The organism is Castellaniella denitrificans (assembly GCF_027214045.1).
GTDB classification, from domain to species: Bacteria; Pseudomonadota; Gammaproteobacteria; order Burkholderiales; family Burkholderiaceae_B; genus Castellaniella; species Castellaniella denitrificans_A.
This window is the reverse complement of the sequence record NZ_JAPWHE010000002.1, coordinates 47493-71012: the sequence shown is the minus strand read 5'-3', so window position 1 is coordinate 71012 and position 23520 is coordinate 47493. Positions and strand designations below refer to the sequence as shown.

The window sequence follows — 23520 nt, the reverse complement described above, 5'->3', positions numbered from 1 at the left end:
GGTCGAGGGGAGGCGCTAGGGATTCAGGCGCAACAGGCGGAACATTTCATGGCGGTCCGGTTCGCGGCGGCCTTCCCAGAGCGCGGGATGGTCGGCCAGCCTGGCCGCGCCCGACTCCAGGCTGCTTGGGCTGAGCTGCTGCAGCAGCAGGGGGCAGTTGCCGTCGAAGCTGAACTCGATCCCGTTGAACACCAGGAACGAAGCCCGCTGTCCGCTGCCCAGCCCCTGGGTGCGGATGCATTCGCCGGGGCGGCGATCGCGCGCCAGGGCGGCCGCCAGCGAGGCCGAGACGTCGCGGTAGCTGCGCACATAGTCCAGCGCGGGCATCCACAGTGTGGCCAGCAGCAGCCAAGTGGTGATCAGGCCGCCGGCCGACAGCGCCGTGCCGCGCCAGAGTCCTGCCGGATGGCTGCGCAGGCGCCAGCGCACCAGAGCGATCCATGCCAGGGTGCCCAGGACGGCGAAGGCCGTGGCGGGCCAGGCGATGTGGGGATCGAAGCCGCTGGTCTGGCGGGTGATGTTGGCGGCGATCTGGGCGGGCCAGCCTGCCTGCAGGGCCACCCACCCCAGCCAAACGGTGGCGGTCGTCAGTGAAAAGCACATCACCGCGAACCAGTCCAGTGTATTGACCACGCCGCGGCGCAGGGTCGGCAGGGCGAAGGCCGCCAGGACGGCGCAAGGCACGGCCAGGGAGGCGTATTCGGGCTCGAAGGGGTCGGCGCTGGCCAGCAGCGTCAGCAGCGCGCCGACGGCGAAGCCCAGTGGGATGCCGATGTGCGGCGCGCCGAACCAGCCGCGCCAGCGCCACAGCGCCAGCAGGGCCAGCGGCCAGGTCGGCCAGAGGAACCACGGCAGGTCGCGCAGGATGCTGCCCCAGGCGCGCGCGCCGGGCCAGGCGAAGGCGTTGCGCGACCAGAGCAGCCAGCTTTCGGCCCAGTACGGGCCGAAAGTCCGGGCGGGAATCCACCAGAGCAGGATCAGCGCGGCGGCGATCAAGGCGCTGATGGCCAGCCATTTGCGCTCGGCCGCCAAGGCGGCGCCGGGCAGGAAGGCGATGGGCGCGGCCAGGATCAGCGGCAGTCCGCCGAGCCAGCCGCGTGCCAGAAAAGCCAGTCCGATGGCGATGCCCAAGGTGACCGCGCCCGACACCGGGTGGTCCAGCATGCGGGCTACGGCATAGAAAGCCAGTGCCTGGCAGGCGATCAGGGCAGGGACTTCCGAGGTCTCGTGCATGCGCCAGACGATACCGACCGTGGCCACGATCAGCAGCAGGGCGGCGTCGGCCAGCATGCGGCCGTAATCGAGGGGGTTGGGCTCGCCGCCGAAGGGCAGGGCCAGCGGCTGGGCTTCCGTGCGCCGGCCCAGCAGATAGGTGCCGTACCAGATCGAACCCGTGAGCAGGGCGAACCACAGCAAATTGGGCATGCGCGAGGCGATGATGGCCGCGTCCAGGGGGCTGAAGAAAAGTTCGAACAAGGGACGCAACGCCCAGATGGAGGCGGCGCCGACCCAAGTGGTGAGGGGGCCGTCCTGGGCCTGGGCCAGATGGCCGACCTGGGGCAGCAGCCACGCGTGATCCTGGCCCGAGAGGGCTGTGAGCATGGTCGCCAGGCCGGTTACGTCGTCGGTTTTCCAGGGGTCGCGATAGAACAGGCCGGCCAGGATGTAGACCAGACCCACGCACAGCAGGAACGGTCTGGGCAGTTTGGCGGCGGCCGTGGCCGTCAGGCGGGCGGGCGTCGATCGCAGGTCTTGGGACAGCACCGGGGAAGCACCAGGAAAAAGGGGGCGGATGGATGCGCCCATGTTAAATGAAAAAGGCAGCCTGTCGGCTGCCTTTTGGCGCGATGGCCCGCTGCGAAAAACAGCGTGGGGGCGATTACTTCTTGACCGTGCCGCTGGTGCGGGCGAAGCGGGCGCGGAATTTTTCCACGCGGCCGGTTTCGACGATGCGGGTCTGGGCGCCGGTGTAGAAGGGATGCGATTCCGAAGTCACGTCGCACTTGAAGAGCGGGTAGGACTTGCCGTCGATCTCGGTCGTTTCGCGCGAATTCAGCGAGGAGCGCGAGATGAACTTGTTGCCGGTCTGCAGGTCGAGGAACACGACCTCGCGGTATTCGGGATGAATGCCTTCTTTCATGGTGAAATCCGTGTGTGGATGATGGGGGACCGCCAGCCGGGCGGACGCGGCGATTCCTCAAAAAAAGAGGCGATCCGCATCAAAATCCTGGCAACGTATCCAAGTAAGCCCACCATTCTACTACGGTGTGTCCGGGTGGTCCAGTCATACCTGCCCCCTCTCCGCCAGCGATGTGACCTCGGTGGCGCCGACGATCAGGTGGTCCAGCAGACGGACATCGACCAGGGCCAGCGCCTGCTTCAACTGGCGCGTCAGGGTGACGTCGGCCGGGCTGGGTTCGGCCAGGCCCGAGGGGTGATTGTGGGCCAGGATCAGGGCTGCGGCGTGGTGTTCCAGCGCGGCCTTGACGACTTCGCGCGGGTAGATCGAGGCGTGCGACAGCGTGCCGCGCGCAACTTCGATGCATTCGATCAGTTGCAACTGACTGTCCAGGAACAGGGCGATGCAGTGTTCCACCCGCAGGTGCGCCAGGCGCAGGGCGCAGAACCGCTTGACCCGGTCGGGCTGGCTCAGGGCGCGGCCGTTGCGCAGTGGCTCCTCGATCGCGCGGCGGCTGAGTTCCTGGACCGCCAGCAGTTCGCAGGTCTTGGCGGCGCCCATGCCCGGAAAGGCCAGCAAGGCCGAGGATTCCGCCGCCAGCAGGCGGCGCAGTCCGCCGAAATGCTCGATCATCCGGCGCCCCATGTCCACCGCGCTGCGGCCGCGGGTGCCGGTGCGCAACAGGACCGCCAGCAGTTCGGCGGACGTCAACGCCTGGGCGCCATGACGCAGCAAGCGTTCCCGGGGGCGCTCGGAACAGGGAGATCGGGTGTCGTGTGGCATGATAGGCCCTAAAATGATCAGATTCGCATTGATTCCTTCACGGTGGCATTTTGACTTCAACCCAAGCCGCGCAGCACGTCCGACCTGACTCTTATGTCACGCTGCACTATCGCATCGAGCTTCTGACCGGTCCCGGAGCCGGCACCGTCTTCGTCGACACCTTCCTGGACCGGCCCGCCACGCTGCAGATGGGCATCGGCCAGTGGGCGCCGGGCATCGAGGCGCTGTTGCTCGACCGCCCCGAGGGCGAGCACTTCACGGCGGACCTGCCGGCCGCGCAGGCCTATGGCGAACGCAATCCGGACCTGCTGCGCTGGGTCGGACGCGATGAGATGGCACGCAACGCACCGCCGGACACCGAGTTCGAGGCGGGCGACATGGTCGAATTCGTGGCCCCCAACGGCGGCCGCTATTCCGGTGTGCTCAAGACCCTGCGGGAGGACGCCGCCCTGTTCGATTTCAACCACCCCCTGGCGGGCATCGACCTGCAGGTCGAGATCAAGATCTTGGGGGTGCTGTGATCGACGCGCGCACACCAGCCGGCGACACGGGCGCCGAGATCGTCCTGGCGCAGCCGCGCGGCTTCTGCGCCGGTGTGGACCGGGCCATCGAAATCGTCGAGCGCGCTCTGGAAATCCACGGGGCGCCGATCTACGTGCGTCACGAGATCGTGCACAACCGCTACGTGGTCGATGACCTGCGCGCCAAGGGGGCCATCTTCATCGACGAACTGGAGGACGCTCCCTCGGGCGCAATCGTGATCTTCTCCGCGCACGGTGTTTCACGCGCCGTGCGCGACGAGGCGCAGCGGCGCGGCCAGCGCATTTTCGACGCCACCTGCCCGCTGGTGACCAAGGTCCACGTCGAGGTCGCCCGCATGCGCAAGGAGGGTCGCGAGGTCATCATGATCGGCCACAAAGGCCATCCGGAGGTCGAGGGCACTTTGGGGCAGGCCGACGACGGCATGTATCTGGTCGAATCGGTCGAAGATGTCCTGGCGCTCCAGGTGCGGCAACCGGATCACCTCGCCTTCGTGACCCAGACCACGCTGTCCATCGACGACGCCGCCCAGGTGGCCGATGCCCTGCGCTCGCGCTTTCCCGGTATTTCCGAGCCCAGGAAGAGCGATATCTGCTATGCCACGCAGAACCGCCAGGACGCGGTGCGCGTCATGGCGCCGCAGTGCGATCTGGTGCTGGTGGTCGGCAGCCCGAACAGCTCCAATTCCAACCGCCTGCGCGAGGTCGCCGAACGCAAGGGCGTGACCGCTTATCTGCTGGACCATCCCGACATGATCGATCCCGAATGGTTGCGCGACGCCCGGCGCATCGGGGTCACGGCCGGGGCGTCCGCGCCCGAGATCCTGGTGCGACAGGTGATCGACCGGCTCAAGGAACTGGGCGCGCGTTCCGTGCGCCCCCTGGACGGCGTGCGCGAGCAGATCGCCTTTCCTCTGCCGCGCGAACTGTCCCGCAAGCGGGCGGACTGATCATGCGGATCGGATTCTGCGGACTGGGCCGCATGGGCGTGCCCATGGTGAGTCGTCTGCTGAGCGCCGGGCACGAGGTTCACGTCTGGAATCGTTCTCCTGGTCCGCTGCGGGATGTCCAGGCGGCCGGCGCCCGGGTCTGCGCGAGCCCGCGCGAACTGGGCGAGCGGTGCGCCTGGGTCGCCCTGTGCCTGTTCGATGCGGTGGCGGTGCGCGACGTGGTGTTCGGCGCGGACGGGTTGGCGCAGGCCGGCTCGCTGGCGCTGCTGATCGACCATTCTTCCATCCCGCCCGCTGAAACGCGCGAATTCTCCGAGCGGCTGGCCCGGGCCAACGGCGCCGTCTGGCTGGATGCGCCGGTGTCCGGTGGCACCGGCGGGGCCGCGGCCGGCACCCTGGCCATCATGGCGGGCGGCCCGGCCGATGCCTGCGCCCGGGCCGCGCCGCTGCTGATGGCCTACGCCAGCCGGGTCACCCACATGGGGCCGACGGGCTGCGGTCAGGTGGCCAAGCTCTGCAATCAGACCATCGTGACCGCCACGATCGCCGCCATTGCCGAATCGGTGGCGCTGGCGCGGGACGCCGGCGTCGATGCCGCCCGCCTGGACGAGGCCCTGGCCGGCGGCTGGGCCGATTCCACCCTGCTGCGGATTTTCGTGCCGCGCATGACCCAGGCGCCCGGACCCGCCCAGGCCACCCTGGACACCATGCTGAAAGACCTGGATACCGTGGCGGCGCTGGCGCGCGCTCAAGGCACCGTCATGCCCGTGGCCGCCGCCGCCGGCCAAAGCTACCGCCTGGCCAGCCGCCAGGGCCTGGGGGCGGAAGACGCCTCTCAATTGATCCGGCTGTACGATCGCGTCTCCGGACGCACCGATGGAGAAGACTCCCGATGAACGCACGCTCCCTGAAGACAGCCGCCGGCCTGGCGGCCGCCCTGGCCCTCGCTTACACGGGGGCCTCTTGGTACGCCGGGCGCCTGGCCCAGGACCGTGTCGAGGCCTGGGTGGCGCAGGCCAACCAGGAAATCGCCGCCCAGTGGACGTCCGCCGGTCCGCATCCCGTCCTGACCATCCAGGATTACCGGCGCGGCGTGTTTTCCTCGGATATCCGCTACGGTTTCCAGTTTCGCGACGACGCAGGCCGGGACCAGACCCTCGGTCTGCACGACGCCCTGGCCCATGGTCCCTGGCCCTGGGCGGCCGTGCGACAAGGTGAATGGCGTCCCGCGGCAGCCTGGAGTCTGATCGAGCCCTTGCCGGGCGGCCCGTGGCAACCCTGGTTCGATGCGCTGCCGGCCGGCATGGCGCCCTGGACCTTGCGGTCCAGGATCGGATTCGACGGCGGGGTCGCCGCCCGGTGGCGCCTGGAGCCGGTCCGGCTGGCCGATGACCGGCTGGATTTCGGCGGCGCCTTGGTGAAAATCGATTATGACCCCGAGGCGGGCCGGACGGCCGTTTCGGGACATGCCGACCGGCTGGCCGCGTTCGACGCGGACTCCGGCGTCCGGGTGCGGTTCGAAGGCCTGGATTTCGAAGGCGCCACCACCCGCAGCGGCGAGTCCGATCTGCAGTCGCGGCAGCAGGCACGGTTCGGACAGGTCCGGATCGATGTGCCCGACGCGCCTCCCATCGCGTTCATCGGTCCGTCCCTGAATTCGGACACGGCACGCACGGGCAGCCTGCTGGACAGCCGGCTGGCCTACGACCTGGGCCAACTGCAGGTCGAGCGCCAGGACCTGGGGCGGATCGCGCTGACGCTGTCGGTCGAGCACCTGGACGTGCCGGCCTTGCAGGCGCTGGCCGGCGCGCTGGAGCGGATGGACGAGGGCGCCGGTCCGGACGAGGGCCTGTCGGATGAGGATCAGCGGCGCCTGCGCGCCCTGACGGTGCCCGTGCTGGCGGCCGGGCCGCGCCTGTCGCTCGACGCCTTGCGCTGGGAAACTCCCCAGGGCACGAGCGAACTCAAGGCACTGGCTGAATTCCGGCCGGCGGCCGAGGACGCGTCCCAGGACCTGGGCGGACTCATCGAAAGCGCCATCCGGCAACTGTCCGCGCAACTGAGCCTGTCCAAGCCCATGCTGCTGCAGATCGTGCGCCAGACGCAGCGCGGCGAAGGCGGCCCCGACATGGCCGTGGCGCTGGTCAGCATGCTGTTCGACCAATATGCCGGGCGGCTGGAACGAAAGGGCCTGGCGCAACGCCAGGGGGACGTCGTCACGGCCGACTACCGCTACGCCGACGGCCAGGTCACGGCCAATGGCCGGACGCTGTCGCCGGCCGAGTTCATGGCGCGGTTCGGCGATTCGACCGGCCTCGGCCAGTAAGCCTCACGCCGCTCCGGTTCATCGGGCATAAAATAGTCCGCAGGGACTCTTTCATGTCCGACCTCATCCACGGGTCTTTCCGGAGCGCGCATTCCTATGGAAACCGTCTTCACCCGCATTCTGGCCGGCGAGATCCCGGCCGCTATCGTCCACCGCGACGCCCGCGTGTTCGCCTTCATGGACGCCGGCCAACTGAATCCCGGTCACGTGCTGGTGGCGACCTGCGAGCCCTATGCCACCCTGCTCGACATGGACGAGGATCTGGCGGCCGAACTGATGCGACTGGCTCACCGCGTGGCGCGCGCCGTCCAGGCCGCATTCCAGCCCGCAGGCCTGACGCTGCTGCAGGCCAACCGTCCGGCTGGCTGGCAAACCGTGCCGCATGCCCACATCCATGTGCTGCCGCGGCACGAGGATGATGGCGTGGGCCTGATCTGGCCACGCAAGGACCCGGGCATCGAGGTGCTGCGGGCCTATGCCGCGCGTATCCGGCTGGACTGAGAATTTCTTCGGATCCGATATTTTCGATTTGAATGAACGGGACTTTCGAGTCCCGTTTTTCATGGTGCGGCGCAATATTAAGGGTAAGCCATAACTGCGGTTTTCCCTTAAGCAATAACCCTGATCATATTGCATTGCATCATTCAATCCTAAAGAAGATTTTCGCAAGGAATCAATGGGATGCGGTGTCCTTGCATTCATGGGGTGCGGGGGGCGTTCCCGCCTTTACCGGGCTGTGTCCATGCCACTTCCGGCAGCGTAAGTTTTGCGTAAGCTTCGAATCTTACTAATAGCATCACGCAGAAATCCGGCCCACTCAAGATCCGGTCCGGAATCGACTGCAAGGATAAAAACAAAGCTGTTCCGCATAAAAAGAAATCGCGGGGTTTTTGCTGGAATTATCGTGTTTCAGCCGGGCGCATCCGGTGCCCGGGGCCACTCGACAGGAGACAAACCAATGAAGGACAAAAAGACTTTGGGTCAAGCCATGCAGACGCAGGTCAAGCGCCGTTCCGTGCTGAAGGCCGGCGCGGCGGGCGTGGCCGGCGGCATGTTGATGCCCGGCACCGCACGGGTCGCGCTGGCTGCGGACAAGAAGCCCCTGGGGGCCTGGCCCGCCGGCGCCGAAGGCGACTCCGTGTTCGTCGGCCTGACCGTCGACCTGACCGGTCCGTACTCGGCCCAGGGCGCCGAGCAGAAGAACGGCTATGAGCTTGCCGCCGAGCAGATCAACGCCGGGGCGCCGCAGGTCCAGAAGATCTCCCCGCTCATCAAGAAGGGCATCCTGGGCAAGAAACTGGTGCTTGGCTCCGCCGACGCCGAAACCAAGCCCAATACCGGCGTGCAGGCGGCGACCCGCTTCATCCATGACGACAAGGCCATGATGATCGCCGGCAGCACCAGCAGCGCGGTGGCCATCGCCCTGCAGAAGGTCTGCAACCGCGAGCACACTCCGTACTTCACGGCCATTTCGGGTTCCAACGAGACGACCGGCGTGGACTGCCAGCGCTACGGCTTCCGCCTGTGCTATTTCGCCTACATGGCCTGCAAGGCCATCGCCCCGGTGGTCGCCAAGGAACTCGGCAAGAACCGCAAGGCCGCCTATCTGACGCCCGACTATACCTACGGTCACACCACCACCCAGTCGATGAAGGAGTTCACCGAGAAAGAGGGCTGGAAGACGATCACCAATCAGGTTCACCCGCTGGGCGCCAAGGACTACAGCTCCTACCTGATCAACATCGCCAACACCGACGCCGACGTGCTGGTCGTCGTGGCCTATGGCGCGGACGCCGCAAACGCCATCAAGCAGGCCAAGCAGTTCGGCCTGCTCGACAAGATGAAGATCGTGATCCCCTACATGTCCGCCTACCTGGAAAAGGAAGTGGGCGCCGAGATCATGCAAGGCGTCTACGCCGCCCAGGGCTTCTGGTGGACCATGGAGGACAAGAACCCCGTCGCCAAGGACTTCGTCGCGGCTTACGAAAAGAAATTCGGCAGCAAACCGCGGGATTCGGCCATGTACGCCTACCTGGCCCTGGTCTTGTGGGCCGACGCGGTGGAACGCGCCAAGAGTTTCTACCCGGTCGACGTCGTCAAGGCCCTGGAAGCCGGTGAAATGCGCGACAGCCCGGTGGGCAAGGTCACGTTCCGCGCCGAGGACCATCAGGGCATCGTCGACTTCCCGATCCTGCGCGGCAAGAAACCCGCCGACATGAAGAACCCGGAAGACTTCTTCGAGGTCGTCCAGGTCGTCAGCGGCAAGGCTGTGCTGCCGCCGGTCGGCCTGCTGGGCTGCAAGATGGGCGATTACGTCTAAACACGGGTTTCCGGCCATTTCCCCGCTGTCGGGGGATGGCCGGAAACGTGTTCCGGGACTCTCACAGGAGGCAACTCGATGCCGAGCATGTCTTTGTTTCTTTCGCAGCTATTCAACGGGCTGGCCACCGGCCTGTTGCTGGCGCTCATCAGTACCGGCCTGACGATCATCTACGGCACGCTCGGTGTCATCAATTTCGCTCACGGCGCCCTGTTCGTCGTCGGGGGTTATGCGGGATATACGGTCTATGGACTGACGGATTCTTTCGTGCTGGCGGTCGCCGGGGGATCGGCCGTCGCGCTGGCGTGCGGGCTGATCATGGAACGCGGCCTGATGCGCAAATACTACAGCCGGCCGCCGGAGGACCAGATCCTGGTCACTTTCGGCATCAGCATCATTCTGGTGGAAATCGTGCGCGGCCTGTACGGCGGTGTCAGCCTGTCGGTCACGCCGCCCGAGTGGGGGCAGGGGATCGCCCGCCTGGGCACCCTGATCTACCCGCTGTACCGCCTGGAAACCCTGGGCATCGCGGCGGTCACGCTGCTGTTGCTGTATTTCGTGCTTTACCGCACCAGTCTGGGCCTCATCGTGCGCGCCGGCATCGAAGACGCCCAGATGGTCAACGCACTGGGCATCAACGTCAAACGCACCTTCCTGATCGTCTTCGGCATCGGTGCCATGGCCGCCGGGTTTGCCGGGGTGATCAATTCGCCCATCGTCGCATTGACGCCGGACATGGGATTCCGCTATCTGGTCGAGTCCTTCGTGGTGGTGGTGATCGGCGGGGTGGGGTCGTTCCCGGGGGCGATCATCGGCGGCATCATCGCTGGTGAAATCCTCAGCCTGACCGCCATGATCAATCCGCAGTACTCCGACGTCATGCTTTTCATCGCCATGGCGCTGGTGCTGATCTTCCGCCCGCAGGGCCTCATGGGACAGGAGGGACGGGAATGAACTCGGCTCAATCGACAACGGCGACGGCCGGGACCGCGACGCGGCAACCGGCCACCGCGCACAACACGGGAGGCGCCATGCGCAGACAGCTTCCGGAAATGCTGGTGGGGGCGGGCCTGCTGGTGGCACCTTTCATCTTGCCGGCCCTGGGCATGAGCCCGGACCTGCTCACCCGCATCCTGATCTGGGGCCTGTTCGGGCTGGGCTTCGATCTGCTGTTCGGCTACACCGGCCTGCTGTCTTTCGGCCAGGCGGCCTTCTACGGCACGGGCGGTTTCGTCACGGCGTACCTGCTGACCGACGGGGTGGTGCCCAACATGCTGCTGGCGCTTGCCATCGGCACGGTGGCGGCCGCCGTCATGGGATTGATCATCGGCTATCTCACCCTGCGACGCACCGGCATCTATTTCGCCATGAGCACGCTGGCTTTCGGCGAGATGTTCTACTTTCTGGAGAACTCGGTCTTCAAGGACTACACCGGCGGCGAGAACGGCATCGCCGGCGTGCCGCCCCCGCAACTTTCCCTGGGGTTCATCGACATCCACATTTCCAGCGGCTGGCCGATGTACTGGTTCGTGGCGGCGCTTTTCTTCCTGGGCTACCTGATCGCCCGGCGGATCGTGCGCTCGCCGTTCGGCGCCGTGCTCAAGGCCATCCAGGGCAACCCCAAGCGCGCCATGGCGCTGGGCCACTCGATCCAATCCTACAAGCTGATCGTTTTCGTGGTCGCCGCCGCCTATGGCGGTCTGGCCGGCGGTCTGCTGGGCCTGTTCCAGTCTTATATGCCGCCCGACGCCTTCGCGCTGGACACCTCCGCGCAACTGGTCATCCAGACCGTGATGGGCGGGGCCGGCACGCTGCTGGGCCCGCTGCTGGGGGCGACCATCTGGCTCTACCTCTACGAAGGCCTGCAACAGGTCGGCAGCCTGGGGCCGTACTGGAAACTGATCCTGGGCATCGTATTCGTCGTGCTGGTGACGCTGTTCCGCCACGGGGTGGCGGGCGCGCTGATCAGTCTGTTCCGCCGCCGCCAGCGCTTGCCCGCCAACGTGGACGACGGGGCCGGCACGCGTGTGGCCGGGGCCCTCGACATCGTGCCGCCGCTGGCCACGACACGTCCCGGCGCGCCGGTGCTTGAAGCGCGTGGCGTCAGCAAGCACTACGGCGGCCTGAAGGCCAACTCGGACATCGACTTCACCTTGCGCGAAGGCGAGCTGCACGGCGTGATCGGCCCCAACGGCGCCGGCAAGTCGACCTTCTTCGCCATGCTGGCGGGCGAACTGCCGACGACGACGGGCAAGGTCTTTTTCCGCGGCCAGGAAATCACCGGCATCGGCGTGACCTCGGTCTGCCAGCTGGGCATGAGCAAGAGCTACCAGATCAACCAGCTCTTCGAACATCTGACCGTCCGCCAGAACGTCATGATCCCGGTCCTGGCGCGGCTGCGCGGGCGCTATCGGGCCGATCTGCTGAGCAACCTGCATTCCGACCACCTGGACTCCCAGGTCAATGCGGCCATCGCGCTGGTGGATCTCAGCCACCATGCCGACACGCAGGTCTCCGAGATGTCCTATGGCGAGAAGCGGCGCCTGGAAATCGGCCTGGCGCTGGCCACGGGAGCCAACGTGCTGCTGTTCGACGAACCCCTGGCCGGCCTCGGCCCCGAGGAGCGCGTCCTGGTGGTGTCCCTGCTCAAATCGATCCGCCAGGGCCGCAGCATGGTGATCGTGGAGCACGACATGGACGCCATGTTCGAGCTGGCCGAGCGCATCACGGTCCTGTACGAAGGCCGCAAACTGACCGAAGGCACGCCGGACGAGATCCGCAGGGATCCGTCGGTCCAGGCCGCCTACCTTGGAGGGATGGACGATGAGTCTGCTTGAAGTCGACAAGATCAACAGCTATTACGGTGATTCGCATATTCTCTTCGATGTCTCGATGCGGATCGAGGAACACGAGGTCGTGGCCCTGCTGGGGCGCAATGGAGCCGGCAAGAGCACCACGCTGAAGTCCCTGATGGGCATGGTCGATGTCAAGTCCGGGGCGATCCGCCACCGGGGCGTGGAAATCCAGCATCTGCCGCCCTATGGTCGCGCGGCGCTGGGCATCCAGCTGGTGCCCGAAGAGCGTCGTGTGTTCGGCTCGATCTCGGTTCAGGAAAACCTGCAACTGGCGGCCATGACGGCGCCCAAGCCGCGTTCCCTGGACGAGATCTATGCGACGTTCCCGCGCCTGTCCGAGCGCAAGCGCAACCGGGGCAAGCAGTTGTCCGGGGGCGAGCAGCAGATGCTGGCGATCGCGCGGGCCATGATCCGCAACGCCGACATCATCCTGCTGGACGAACCCTTCGAGGGTCTGGCCCCGCTGATCGTGCGCGACCTGATGTCCGTGTGCCGCCAGTTGGCGGACGCCGGCCAGACCATCGTGATCGTGGAGCAGAACGTGCGCGCCGCGCTGTCGCTGGCCGACCGCGCCTATATTGTCAACAATGGTCATGTGGTGTACGAGGGTACGCCCAAGGACCTGCACGAGAACGGTGAGATCATCGAACGCTATCTCGGCGTCAAGGCCTGACCGTTCCCGTGTCCGGTCCGCCGGGCGATTACCGGGCTCCGCGTTCGCGCGGGCCCGGCTTTTTTCTTGCGGCCCGGGCGACGGGCAGTTTTCGCGTGGTGTTACTCTATAGTCCGTTCCATTCCCTCCACGACGCATTCCCCATGTCCACCCCTTCCGGTTCCGCGCCCGACGCGGATGGCGACATCCTGCGGTATATCGCTTCCAGCCAGTTGCCCACACCCTGGGCCGTCTTCCGGATTCACGCCTTCGCCGAACCCGCCACGGGCAAGGAACATGTGGCATTGACGCTGGGCGAGCCTTTCGGGGACGCGCCCGTGCTGGCGCGCATCCATTCCGAATGCCTGACGGGCGATGCGCTGTTCAGTCAGCGCTGTGATTGCGGCGCCCAACTGGAAGCCGCCCTGCAACGCATCGCCGAAGAAGGCAGGGGCATCGTCCTGTATCTGCGCCAGGAAGGTCGCGGCATCGGGCTGCTGAACAAGATCCGCGCCTACCAGTTGCAGGACGAAGGCGCCGACACGGTCGAGGCCAATGAACGCCTGGGCTTTCCCGCCGACATGCGCCGCTACGATCTGTGCCGGCCCATGCTGGCGCATTTCGGCATCCGCAGCGTGCGCCTGATGACCAACAATCCGCGCAAGGAGCGGGTGCTGGCGGACCTGGGCATCACGGTCGCCGAGCGCATCCCGCTGCAGGTCAATCGCAATCCCTACAACGAACAGTACTTGCGTACCAAGGCGCGCAAACTGGGTCACCGGTTCAAAGAGTATTTCGGCGAGGCCCCCTGATCGACTGCGGCCGGGCCTTGTCCGGAGACGCACGGCCCGCGCGCCGGGTGGGCGGCGCGGTCCTGAAAGACCCTGCCGCATGGAAGGTGCGGGGCGCGCACGCGGCCGGTCTCATGGATAATACGCATGGTGACCAGCCATACCGACGTGTTAAAAGTTGACAAGTTGCAGGTTTTTTCAGCGGATCCCATCGTGACGACTGACCTACATCCACTCACGCCCGTGTGATGTTCACCCTGCTCAAATCCAGAATCCCCTTTTATGTCCAGGAACCCGGTCCTGACGCTGCCGCATTGCTACCGTCCGAACACGCCGACCGCTCTCATATCCTGGCACTGATCAGGCTGGGAGACTATTCCCAGGACGCCTTCCTGGCGACCGACACGTATGGCGTCATCGTCTACATGAACCGTAGCGCCGAGCGTCTGTTCGGCTACCGCAAGGGCACGGCCATCGGCCTGGACATCGGGACCTTGCTGCCCGAAGTCGGCGCAATCAATCAGCGGCTGCGCCAGCCCGGCACACGCAACACCCTGCCATGGCGCGGCCAGGGCCTGGACCGCCAGCGCCAGCCCTTGATATTGACGGGGGCCGTCACGCACATTCCGGCGCCCACCGGTCACAGCCACCTGTATGTCATGCGCCCGCGCCGGTCGGACCTGCCGGATTCGGACCGACAGGCCGAACTGGCTTCCCTGGTTTACCGCAGCACCAGCGAGGGCATGCTGGTGCTCGATCCCAAGGGCTTCATCCTGGACGTCAACCCGGCGTTCGTGAAATTGCGGGGGCGCCCCGAATCCGAAGTCATCGGCCGGCACGTCCGCTGCCTGAATTCCCCCTGCCACGACCGCGAGTTCTACCGGACCATGTGGCGCACGGTGATGGAGACCGGCAGTTGGCAGGGCGAGCACTGGGGGCAGCACGCCAACGGCGAGCTCTATCCCGAATGGCTCAGCATCAACACATCCTATGGCATGGACGGCGAAGTCCATCGCCGGGTGATGATCTTCTCCAACATCGCCGAGATCAAGCAGGCCGAGGCCATCATCTGGAAGCAGGCGAACTTTGACCGCCTGACCGACTTGCCCAACCGGCAGATGTTCCACGACCGCCTGGAACAGAGCATCCGCAAGTCCCGGCGCACCGGCGGCCGCACCGGTCTGCTGTTCCTGGACCTGGACCGCTTCAAGGAAATCAACGACACCCTGGGCCACGCCATGGGCGACGAACTGCTCAAGGAAGCCGCCCGGCGCCTGAGCGGCTGCGTGCGCCAGAGCGACACCGTGGCCCGGCTGGGTGGCGACGAGTTCACGGTCCTGCTGGACGACATCCGCGAGCCGCGGGACGTCGAGCGCCTGACCCGCAACATCCTGCGCCGGCTGGCCGAGCCTTTCCGCCTGGGCGTCGAGACCGTCTTCATCTCCACCAGCATCGGCATCACTTTCTACCCGGATGACGCCGCCGACGCGGAATCCCTGCTGAACAACGCCGACCAGGCCATGTACGCGGCCAAGGCCGAAGGCCGCAACCGCAGTTGCTATTTCACGCTGTCGATGCAGGAACAGGCCCAGACCCGCATGCGGCTGGTCAACGATCTGCACCTGGCACTGGACCAGAGCCAGTTCTCGCTGGATTTCCAGCCCATCGTCGATCTGGCCAGCGGCCGCATCGCCAAGGCCGAAACCCTCCTGCGCTGGCACCATCCGGTGCGGGGGCTGGTGTCGCCCAACGAATTCATTCCCCTGGCCGAGGAGACCGGCATCATCCGCTCCATCGGCGACTGGGTCTTCTGCGAGGCCACCCGTCAGGTCGCGGAATGGCGCCGGCAGTACGGGCTGGACATGCAGGTCAGCGTCAACATCTCCCCGGCCCAGTTGCGCCACGAGGGGCTGGATCACGTATTCTGGCGCAGCCACCTCAATACGCTGGGGCTGTCGCCGCGCCAGGTCATCGTCGAGATCACCGAGGGACTGCTGATCGACTCCGGAGACGAACGCGTTCAACGCCAGCTGGACGCGTTCCGCGATGTCGGGATGCAGGTCGCGCTCGACGACTTCGGGACCGGCTATTCCTCGCTGTCCTATCTGCGCAAGTTCAACATCGATTTCCTGAAGATCGACCAGTCCTTCGTGGCCAATCTCAGCCCGGACGGTCCCGACCTGGCCCTTTGCGAGGCGGTGATCCTGCTGGCCCACAAACTGGGCTTGCGCGTGGTGGCCGAGGGCATCGAATCGCGCGAGCAGTATGAACTGCTGGCCGCCGCAGGCTGCGACTATGGCCAGGGCTACCTGTTCGCCCGGCCGCTGGCGCCCATCGATTTCGAGCCGCTGCTGGCCAACGGCACGGACTTGCGGCCAGGCGGGCGCTCCGCCCTGGCCGCCTCCTAGTCGCCCCTCAGGCAGGCGGGCGTGGCGGGCAGCACGGCCCAGTGCAGATCGATCACCGGTCCCTTGGGGCCGGACCAGCGCACCTCGTCCACACCTTTCCATGGCGCCGCGTCATACAGGGCCCGCACGGCGGGCACCGGCGCGGCGCGCCCGCGTTCGCTGTAGGCGACCAGCGCGCCGCAGCGCAGGGCCGTTCCCGGCGCGAACCAGGGGGATTGCTCGTCGCTGGCGTCGATCCAGACCCGGGTTTCGGGGCCCACGTGCACAGCGATGTTGCCGCCCATCCAGGTGTTCGAGACCACGACGCGCAGGGGCCGCCCCGGTTGATGCTCCCGCCAGTGCCGCAGCGCGTGCGCCGCCAGTTCGGGCCCGGGGTAGGTGGAACGTGCGGCATGCCCCGTCCATTGGGCGATCGGTCCCCGGGCGACGGCGTAGCCGACGGCCATCAGGGCATGCAGCGCCGCCGCCAGGATCAGGATGCGCCGCAACTGCACCGCCTCGGGACCGCGCAACCAGCCCAGGCCGTAAAAGCCGAACAGCACGAAGAAGGTGCTGGCCCAGGAAGCTTCCAGCCGCGAACCCAGCGCCAGCGAGACGAGCACCGTGCTGAGAAAGGGCGCCAGGCCGACCCACAGCAGGAAACGCCGGTCCTCGGCGTCCAGGTCGGACCAGTAGCGCGGGGCGGCGGCCGCACCCGCGAAGCGTTCGTCGTTGGCCGCATGGCCGGGTGCCCGGTCGCCCCGGCGCCGGCGCCACAAGGTCCAGGCGGCCAACGCCAGCACCATGGGCGCCAGGCGCCCGGCCTGGTCCAGGGTGAAGTCCAGCAGATCCTTCAGGGCGGCCAGTCGGCCCCCCGCTTGCAACGAAGCGTCGGCGTAGCGCAAAGGCTCGAAATGGTGCAGATCCAGCCACCACAGGTGAGGACTGAGCACGAGGAGGAACGTCGCGGTGGCGACGGCGATGCCGCGCCAGACGTCGGGGCGCCGCAGGGCGCCGCTGCGCAGCGCGTACAGGAAGAAGGCGGCGAACTGGATCAAGGCGCTGTACTTCGTCAGCATCGCCAGGCCGCCGACCGCGCCCAGCAGCGCCCAGTCGCGCGTCCGGCCGCCGCGCATGACCCGGTGGAACAGCCAGATCGAAGCGGTGATCGACCAGAGCTGCGCCGTGTTGTGGTTGTAGATCGTGCCGCGCAACGAGAAATAGGCGGTTGTCGAGACCAGCAGCGTGGCGATCAGCGCCCGGTGGGGCGTGGTGAGGTCGCGGCCCAGTTTCCACACGAACCACAGCCCCAGCGCCGAAAAGACCTGTCCCATCAGAAAGGGCAGCCACACCGGCCGGCCCAGCAGCTCCGTGGCCAGGTGCATGAACCAGGAAGGCAGCGGCGGATGCTTGACATAGCCCAGTTCCAGGCTGGCCGCCCAGACGAGTTCTTCCATGCCGTCCAGGTCGGGAGCCGAATGGCTGAGGGCGCACAGCGTCGTCCAGAGCACGACCATGCCCAGCAGGCAAAGCAGCACCAGGGCGGTGCCCGGCGGACGGGCGAGCAGGGGGATCTTCGGGGGGGCGGCCGGCAGCATGGCGGGGAGTATACCGGGCCGGGCAGTGGGGCGAAACAGGCGGGCACGGCTCGAAACGGACCGGAATAGTGACTATGGCCGCGTTGCGGGGTCGGACGAAGCGGTCGGCGCGAGGGCGCGTGGTACTATCGGGACAGGCGTCCGCCGGGGGTGACGGGCGCCCGATTCCAAATATTTCCCGCAGGTTTTCCATGACGACCGAAGTCCCCATCATCCGCGCCCGCTCGGGGTCCAAATTCATCAGTCCCCAAGGCACCAAGGCCGTCAAGGACGGCATGCGGCCCAGCGAGCTGACCGAAATCCCCGATTCCGCACCCAAACCGGCCTGGCTGCGGGTGCGCATCCCGTCGGGCGAACGCTACCAGGAAGTCCGCGAGATCGTCGAGACGCACAAGCTCAACACCGTTTGCGCCGAATCCAAATGCCCCAACATCGCCGAATGCTGGGGACGGGGCACGGCGACCCTGATGCTGATGGGTTCGGTCTGCACGCGCGCCTGCAAATTCTGCGCCGTCAGCACCGGCAATCCCCATGGCTGGCTGGACCACAACGAGCCGGCCAGCGTGGCCGACGCGGTGGCGCTGATGCAGTTGAAATACGTGGTGCTCACCTCGGTCGACCGGGACGACCTGATCGATGGCGGGGCGGGCCATTACGCCGCCTGTATCCGCGCCATCCACGAGCGCTCGCCGCGGACGGCGGTCGAGGCCCTGACGCCCGATTTCCAGGGCAACCACGGCTGCGTGGAAAAGATCCTGGACGCCGGCCTGACCACTTTCGCCCAGAACGTCGAAACCGTCGAGCGCCTGACGCACGTGGTGCGCGATGTCCGGGCCGGGTACCGCCAGACGCTGGATGTGCTGGCCCACGCCAAGACCTACGCGCCCCAGACCCTCACCAAGACCAGCATCATGCTGGGCCTGGGCGAGACCGACGAGGAAATCGAGCAGGCGATGGATGACATCCGCGCCGCCAACGTCGACATCCTGACCTTCGGCCAGTACATGCGGCCCACGGCCAATCACTTGCCGGTGCGCCGCTTCGTCACGCCCGAGCAGTTCCGCGCCTACCGCGACCTGGGCCTGTCCAAGGGCTTCCGCGAGGTCGTCTCCGGCGCGCTGGTGCGCTCCAGCTACCGCGCGGAACAGGTGCTGGAAAAGGACAACGTCGGGCTCTGACATGTCCCGCCGGGCCGTCGCACGGATCCTTCCCGCCCAGCCCACCCAGGACGGCGCGGGCGTGCGGCTCCTGCGCGCCCTGGGGCAGCAGCGGCAGTACCGCATGGATCCCTTCCTGATGCTGGATGCGTTTTCCTCCGACGACCCGGACGACTATATTGCGGGTTTCCCGCCGCATCCGCATCGCGGCTTCGAGACCGTGACCTATATCGTCGATGGCCACATGCGCCACCGCGACCATCTGGGCAACGAGGGCGACCTGAAGGCCGGGGGCGTGCAATGGATGACCGCCGGGCGCGGCATCATCCATGAGGAAATGCCCCAGCAGGAAAACGGCCTGCTGCGCGGTTTCCAGATCTGGCTGAACCTGCCGGCCGCCGACAAGATGCAGCCCGCGCGCTATCGCGACATTCCGGCCGAAGCGCTCGCGACGGCCGAATTGCCCGAAGGCGGCTTCATCAAGCTGATCGCCGGCATCATCCCCTGGGCGACCTGCCCGCTGCGGGGGCCGGGCCGGGCGAATCCCGCCACCCAGCCGCTGATCGCCGACATCCGCGTCATGGCGGGACAGCCGGTGGACATCCCGGTCCCGGCGACCCATCAGGTTCTGCTGTATGTGTTCGAAGGTCGGCTGGATGCCGATGGCCGCGCGGTCGAACCGGGGCATACCGTCTGGTTCGGCACGCAAGGCGACACCCTGCATATTGCCGCGGCGCCGGACGGCGCCGATGGCGTGCGGGTGTTGGTGCTGGCCGGCAAGCCGCTGAACGAGCCCGTCGTCCAGTACGGCCCCTTCGTCATGAACACCCCCGAGGAAATCGAGCAGGCCTTGCGCGATTACCGGGACGGTGTGCTGACCCACTAAGACCTCAGTCGTCCCAGCCGCGGCCGCGATGGCCACGGTCGTGTTTCCAGTTTTCCTTCCAGTATCTGCGCGGGTGACGGTCGTAGTGGCCGCGATCTTCCCAGCCGGCACGGTAGCCGGGGCCGGGCACGTAGACGGGTTCGGGCACCACGATCACGCGCGGGCGGTGGTAATGGCGCGGCGGCGGTGGATAATAGGCCGGCCCCCCCCAGATGAAGCCGGGGATGCCGATGGAAATGCCGACGTCCACGTCGCCCGCGTGGGCGGCCGGTCCAGCAACCAGCGCGCCGGCGAACAGGGCCGCCGCCGCGATGCTTTTTTTCATTGCCGGGCCGCCCCAAGATGAAAAGCGTCCTTTCGGAAGGCGGAAAGCCGAAGGCGCAGTGTGGAGACTCTTGTTTTTCATGGCTTGTCCTGCGGATCGAGAGGCCCCCATTGTGGCCTGTCCGGATGGCACGGATTGTGAAGACCCGGAGGACAGTCGCTTCAAAAGGCTACCGGCGCGCGGTTTTCCGGCCGTGACCGGAACAACTGTTCACGTTTGTTGCGGAAACGGCGCCGAAACGCGGGCCGAGGCCCGGCGTTCCGCTGCGCCTCAGGCCGCGTGAATGGCGAAGAACGCCAGCGTCCGTTCCCAGGCCAGCGCCGCCGAAGCCGGGTGGTGGGCCGCCGTGCCTTCGCGCCCGAATGCGTGGCCGGCTTCCGGATAGACGTGAATCGGCAGGCCGGGCTGCGCCGCCTGGATGGCTTGTACATCCGACAGCGGGATCGAGCCGTCCTGGCCGCCGAAGTGCATCTGCACGGGAATCCGGGGCGTGTCGTGGGCGTGGCGCGCGATGCCCCCGCCGTACCAGCAGGACGCGGCCGCGAAGGTGTCGCTCAGGCAGGCGGCGCGCCAGGACAGGTAGCCGCCCCAGCAATAGCCCGTCACCAGGCGCGCGACCTGGCCCTTCAGCGCGGCGGCGGCCGCCTCGATGTCCAGCAGGGCGTCCTCGTCGCGGATCGCCTTGCGCAAGGCCAGGCCGCGGTCCCGGCCCGCCTCGTCGTAGCCGAGTTGCAGGCCGTTGCCGCCGTCCGCCGCCCGATCGAACAAGGAGGGGCAGATCGCCCGGTATCCCTGCGCCGCGAAACGATCGGCCATCTGGCGGATGTGGCCATTGATGCCGAAGATTTCCGGCAGCACGACGACGCCCGTGCGGGCGTCCTCGGGTCCGCACAGGTAGGCGGTGAACGCGTGGCCGTCGGCGGCTGTGAGGGTGATGTCCATGGTCGGGTTCCTTTGGTGGAGTGGGCGGCCCGCCTCAGGGGCGGACGGGGCGCTGCACGCCGGCGTCTTCCAGTCGGCGCAGTGGATCCTGCCGATAATACCGCGCCAACAAGCGGTACCAGTCGGGCCAGGCCGCCGCCATCGCCCAAGGATCGATGAAGAAACTCTCCGAACTGACGGCGAAGAATTCAGCCGGGTCCTGCGCGGCATAGGGATCCAGCGGCAGTTCCGCGTACCATCCGGCGGCCTCGTCGGATTCCGGGTCCACGTCGGGCGGGATGAGCGCCTCCACCTCGTCGAGCCAGGCGTTGAAATCGTCGAAGGTCCGGTCCAGCACCTCGCGCCAATGGCGCGGATCCAGGTCCCGGTGCGCGCGCAACCCCGGCATGCCGTCCGCGTCGCCGTCGCGCTGGTCGAGCTTGTGGGCGAATTCGTGGATCACCACATTCGTCTGCGTGTCCGTCCCGGCACGCGCGTCTTCCCAGGACAGGATCACCGGACCGCCTTCCCAGGATTCGCCCGACGTTTCCTGCTCGTACTCGTGGACCACGCCGGCCTCGTCGGTCTCGGCGCGCCGCACCAGAAAGCCGCCCGGGTAGACGACGATCTGCGTCCAGCCCCGGTACAGCGAGGTGTCCAGCCCCAGCACCGGCAGGGCGGCCTGGATCGCGATCGAGCGGCGCATGTCCGGCGTTACCCGCAGGCCGTGAGCGCCGTGGAAGGCCTTGTTCGCCAGGATCCAGGCTGTATGCCGGCGCAGTGTCTCGGTTTCCCGCGCGTCCAGGCCGGCCAGGAAGGCATGCCGTGCCAGCAGGGGAGGCCATACCCGCGTGTCCAGGGAGTCCAGGGCCTGCTCGAATGCGTGGTCCCGGGCGGCGCGCCCCGTCAGCCAGCGCAGCATGGCGGGGTCCTGGACGGGGCGGCCGGCAGGGCGGCGCGAATGTGGCGTTGCATCCTCATGGACCCCGATTGTAATTTCATTATCTGAAAAATGCCGGTATAATAAGCATGTCCTGGGGCCGATTTGGCTTCGACGTGGGTCTCAAAACAGGATAGTGCATACCGAGCACCAGTACGCTCGTAAATCCACTGGAAAACTACAAACGCCAACGACGAGCGTTTCGCTCTGGCCGCTTAAGCGGTGAGCCGCTGCACCGACTGGTCCCTGGGTCGGGTGGGGTCAAACCCACAGCAGCGTCATTCACAGGGAATCGGGTTCGACCAGGTCGCTGGGTCGGATCTTAAATCAGTGCGAATCGCCAAGGAAGGGCCTGTCGTCCGGCATGATCCAAGGTTAAAACTCAAAATAGGCCGACTAAGTATGTAGAGCTACTTGCGGAGGGCTTGCGGACGGGGGTTCAATTCCCCCCGGCTCCACCAGTTTTCCATTTCAAATCAATAATTTGAAATTCAGGCGTGTCATTTTTCAGGCTCATTTTTGGGGTTCAGCCTCAGAATGACGCGATGAATGACACGCTTTTTATTGGGCGGTCGAATTTTTTTCACCAGGCCTTCGGCCTGCCTGATCGTCAGCGGTCGGGCCCCATTTTCCATGGGGCCCGGACGATCATGATGCAGCCGCGGACCCTCAGTCTGAACCACTCTGCGAACGGGTCAGCCTTCGATGATCCAGTCGGCCGGCTTGCCGTTGTGCTGGCGTGGCAGTTGCGGGCCGAATGTGAAGGTGCTTGGCCGCTCCGCGGCGGTCAGGTGATCACGGACCCAGCCGGCCAGTGCCTCGGCCAGCGCATGGGTGTTCTCGACATCCTGGCGCGGCACCACGAACGCCTTCAGCCGCAGGCCCTCGTCGGGGCGCATCAGCCGCACGCTGGCGTCCTGCACGCGGGGATGCCGGCGCAGCACCTGGGCGACATGCGCCGGGGATACATTCCTGCCCCCCACTTGCACCACCTCATCGCGTCTTCCTTGCGGCAGGAAGTGGCGGCTGTCCTTCCAGACAAGCTCGTCCTGCACGGTAAAAGACGCCGTGGTGCCGTCCATCATGTGGCGCAGCATCGAACCGTCCCGGTCCGGGCCTTGCCAGTAAGGAAAGCACCGGTACGGCGCCGTCTCGTCGTCGCGCCAGCCAAGGCCGGCGGTTTCGCTGCTGCCGAACACCTGCACCAGCCGCGACAGCCCGGCCGCGCGCAGTCCGGCCGCGATGTCGTCGGGGCAGGGCGCGCCGGAAGTCACCCCGACGATGTCCTCGGGAAAGGCGGGGACGAGCGTCAGGGCCGTGCGCCAATAATCGGGGTGTGCCACGACCAGGTCGCCCGCCCGCAACTGGCCGGGCAGGGCCGCGGCGCTGCTGCGGCGCAGATCGATCAGCCGGTCGGCTGGCAGGTCGAGTACCTGGGGGAGCAGCACGGTGAAAAGAAAACCGTAAATGTGGTGGCTGGGGACGGCGAACAGCAGCCGTCGTCGCCCCGGGAACAGCTCGCCCAGGGCCAGCGATTCCTGCCACAGCCATGACGCGTCGTGGGTGCAGGGTTTTGTTTGGCCGCTGCTGCCGGATGTGCGGAACGTGAGCGCTGTGTTGTAACGGCGCAGGCTCGTCAGTGCGACGGATGTCCAGTCGTCGATGCGCAATCTGGCCAGCAGGTAGTCTTCGATGCCCGCTTCGTGGATATGCAGCATTTCCGACAGCCGTGTCGCCAGCGCCATCAACTCGAGCGAATCCGCGCCGAGGTCCTCGGCCAGATGCGTGTTTTCCGGCCAGGGCAATGCATGGGCCGGGGGGCGCCTGCGCAGCGCGGTGAGTTCGGCATGCGTCAGGTCACAGACCAAGCGATGCAGCACACCGTGCTGTTCCCACCACGACGGCGCCTGA

21 protein-coding genes and 1 other RNA gene are annotated in these 23520 nt (G+C 66.6%); 14 read left to right on the top strand and 8 right to left on the bottom strand.

The features are described 5' to 3' along the window. Positions 1-15: 15 nt before the first annotated feature. From O4H32_RS04465 to radC, 3 genes are all read right to left on the bottom strand, one after another. Positions 16-1761, bottom strand: coding sequence for an ArnT family glycosyltransferase (locus tag O4H32_RS04465; RefSeq protein ID WP_269357543.1), 1746 nt, complete (start codon positions 1759-1761; stop codon positions 16-18). Between the two features lie 118 nt (positions 1762-1879). Then, positions 1880-2140 carry a type B 50S ribosomal protein L31 gene (locus O4H32_RS04460; RefSeq protein WP_269357089.1) on the bottom strand — a complete coding sequence of 87 codons (261 nt, stop codon included), beginning with the start codon at positions 2138-2140 and terminating at the stop codon, positions 1880-1882. 144 nt (positions 2141-2284) lie between these two features. Beyond that, positions 2285-2962 carry a RadC family protein gene (radC, locus tag O4H32_RS04455; protein WP_269357087.1) on the bottom strand — a complete coding sequence of 226 codons (678 nt, stop codon included), beginning with the start codon at positions 2960-2962 and terminating at the stop codon, positions 2285-2287. Between the two features lie 50 nt (positions 2963-3012). Between radC and O4H32_RS04450 the strand changes: the two genes are divergently transcribed. The 11 genes from O4H32_RS04450 (at position 3013) to O4H32_RS04400 (ending at position 15803) form a co-directional block, all read left to right on the top strand. Next, positions 3013-3483 (top strand): FKBP-type peptidyl-prolyl cis-trans isomerase, encoded by a 471-nt coding sequence (locus O4H32_RS04450; protein ID WP_269357085.1) that lies wholly within the window; start codon positions 3013-3015, stop codon positions 3481-3483. Further along, a complete protein-coding gene (ispH, locus tag O4H32_RS04445; RefSeq protein WP_269357541.1) occupies positions 3483-4451 on the top strand; it encodes a 4-hydroxy-3-methylbut-2-enyl diphosphate reductase in 969 nt (322 codons plus the stop codon). The genes O4H32_RS04450 and ispH overlap by 1 nt, the downstream gene beginning before the upstream one ends. 2 nt (positions 4452-4453) lie before the next feature. Then, entirely contained in the window at positions 4454-5347 is an 894-nt protein-coding gene (locus tag O4H32_RS04440) for an NAD(P)-dependent oxidoreductase (protein WP_269357083.1), read from the top strand. Continuing rightward, complete coding sequence (locus tag O4H32_RS04435; protein ID WP_269357081.1) at positions 5344-6777, top strand: YdgA family protein; 1434 nt, start codon at positions 5344-5346, stop codon at positions 6775-6777. The genes O4H32_RS04440 and O4H32_RS04435 overlap by 4 nt, the downstream gene beginning before the upstream one ends. A 96-nt stretch (positions 6778-6873) precedes the next feature. Continuing rightward, positions 6874-7278: an HIT family protein gene (locus tag O4H32_RS04430; RefSeq protein ID WP_269357079.1), complete on the top strand. Its 405-nt coding sequence runs from the start codon at positions 6874-6876 to the stop codon at positions 7276-7278. A gap of 457 nt (positions 7279-7735) precedes the next feature. Continuing rightward, complete coding sequence (locus O4H32_RS04425) at positions 7736-9097, top strand: substrate-binding protein (protein ID WP_269357077.1); 1362 nt, start codon at positions 7736-7738, stop codon at positions 9095-9097. Between the two features lie 87 nt (positions 9098-9184). After that, entirely contained in the window at positions 9185-10051 is an 867-nt protein-coding gene (locus O4H32_RS04420) for a branched-chain amino acid ABC transporter permease (protein WP_269357075.1), read from the top strand. A gap of 77 nt (positions 10052-10128) precedes the next feature. Then, positions 10129-11934 carry a branched-chain amino acid ABC transporter ATP-binding protein/permease gene (locus O4H32_RS04415; protein ID WP_269357073.1) on the top strand — a complete coding sequence of 602 codons (1806 nt, stop codon included), beginning with the start codon at positions 10129-10131 and terminating at the stop codon, positions 11932-11934. Next, positions 11921-12625, top strand: a complete 705-nt coding sequence (locus O4H32_RS04410) for an ABC transporter ATP-binding protein (protein WP_269357071.1) — start codon at positions 11921-11923, stop codon at positions 12623-12625. The genes O4H32_RS04415 and O4H32_RS04410 overlap by 14 nt, the downstream gene beginning before the upstream one ends. A gap of 143 nt (positions 12626-12768) precedes the next feature. Next, the gene (gene ribA / locus O4H32_RS04405; RefSeq protein WP_269357070.1) at positions 12769-13416 is read left to right on the top strand and encodes a GTP cyclohydrolase II; all 648 of its coding nucleotides are present in this window, start codon (positions 12769-12771) and stop codon (positions 13414-13416) included. A 227-nt stretch (positions 13417-13643) separates the two neighbouring features. Beyond that, the gene (locus O4H32_RS04400) at positions 13644-15803 is read left to right on the top strand and encodes a sensor domain-containing protein (RefSeq protein WP_269357068.1); all 2160 of its coding nucleotides are present in this window, start codon (positions 13644-13646) and stop codon (positions 15801-15803) included. Here the strand turns inward: O4H32_RS04400 and O4H32_RS04395 are convergent. Beyond that, a complete protein-coding gene (locus tag O4H32_RS04395) occupies positions 15800-17380 on the bottom strand; it encodes a glycosyltransferase family 39 protein (RefSeq protein ID WP_269357066.1) in 1581 nt (526 codons plus the stop codon). The genes O4H32_RS04400 and O4H32_RS04395 overlap by 4 nt on opposite strands. 191 nt (positions 17381-17571) lie before the next feature. On the opposite strand from O4H32_RS04395, the gene lipA reads away from it, so the two are divergent. Next, positions 17572-18558 (top strand): lipoyl synthase, encoded by a 987-nt coding sequence (lipA, locus tag O4H32_RS04390; protein WP_269357064.1) that lies wholly within the window; start codon positions 17572-17574, stop codon positions 18556-18558. Position 18559: 1 nt separating this feature from the next. Further along, complete coding sequence (locus O4H32_RS04385) at positions 18560-19423, top strand: pirin family protein (RefSeq protein ID WP_269357063.1); 864 nt, start codon at positions 18560-18562, stop codon at positions 19421-19423. 4 nt (positions 19424-19427) lie between these two features. On the opposite strand, the gene O4H32_RS04380 is transcribed toward O4H32_RS04385, so the two are convergent. From O4H32_RS04380 to O4H32_RS04370, 3 genes are all read right to left on the bottom strand, one after another. Then, positions 19428-19748 carry a hypothetical protein gene (locus O4H32_RS04380; RefSeq protein ID WP_269357061.1) on the bottom strand — a complete coding sequence of 107 codons (321 nt, stop codon included), beginning with the start codon at positions 19746-19748 and terminating at the stop codon, positions 19428-19430. A 270-nt stretch (positions 19749-20018) separates the two neighbouring features. Then, a complete protein-coding gene (locus O4H32_RS04375) occupies positions 20019-20690 on the bottom strand; it encodes a dienelactone hydrolase family protein (protein WP_269357059.1) in 672 nt (223 codons plus the stop codon). A 34-nt stretch (positions 20691-20724) separates the two neighbouring features. Beyond that, the gene (locus O4H32_RS04370; RefSeq protein ID WP_269357057.1) at positions 20725-21591 is read right to left on the bottom strand and encodes a M90 family metallopeptidase; all 867 of its coding nucleotides are present in this window, start codon (positions 21589-21591) and stop codon (positions 20725-20727) included. 114 nt (positions 21592-21705) lie between these two features. Between O4H32_RS04370 and ssrA the strand changes: the two genes are divergently transcribed. Further along, positions 21706-22070: a transfer-messenger RNA gene (gene ssrA, locus O4H32_RS04365) on the top strand. A 234-nt stretch (positions 22071-22304) separates the two neighbouring features. Here the strand turns inward: ssrA and O4H32_RS04360 are convergent. Further along, positions 22305-23489 carry an AMP-binding enzyme gene (locus O4H32_RS04360; protein WP_269357055.1) on the bottom strand — a complete coding sequence of 395 codons (1185 nt, stop codon included), beginning with the start codon at positions 23487-23489 and terminating at the stop codon, positions 22305-22307. Positions 23490-23520 lie beyond the last annotated feature (31 nt).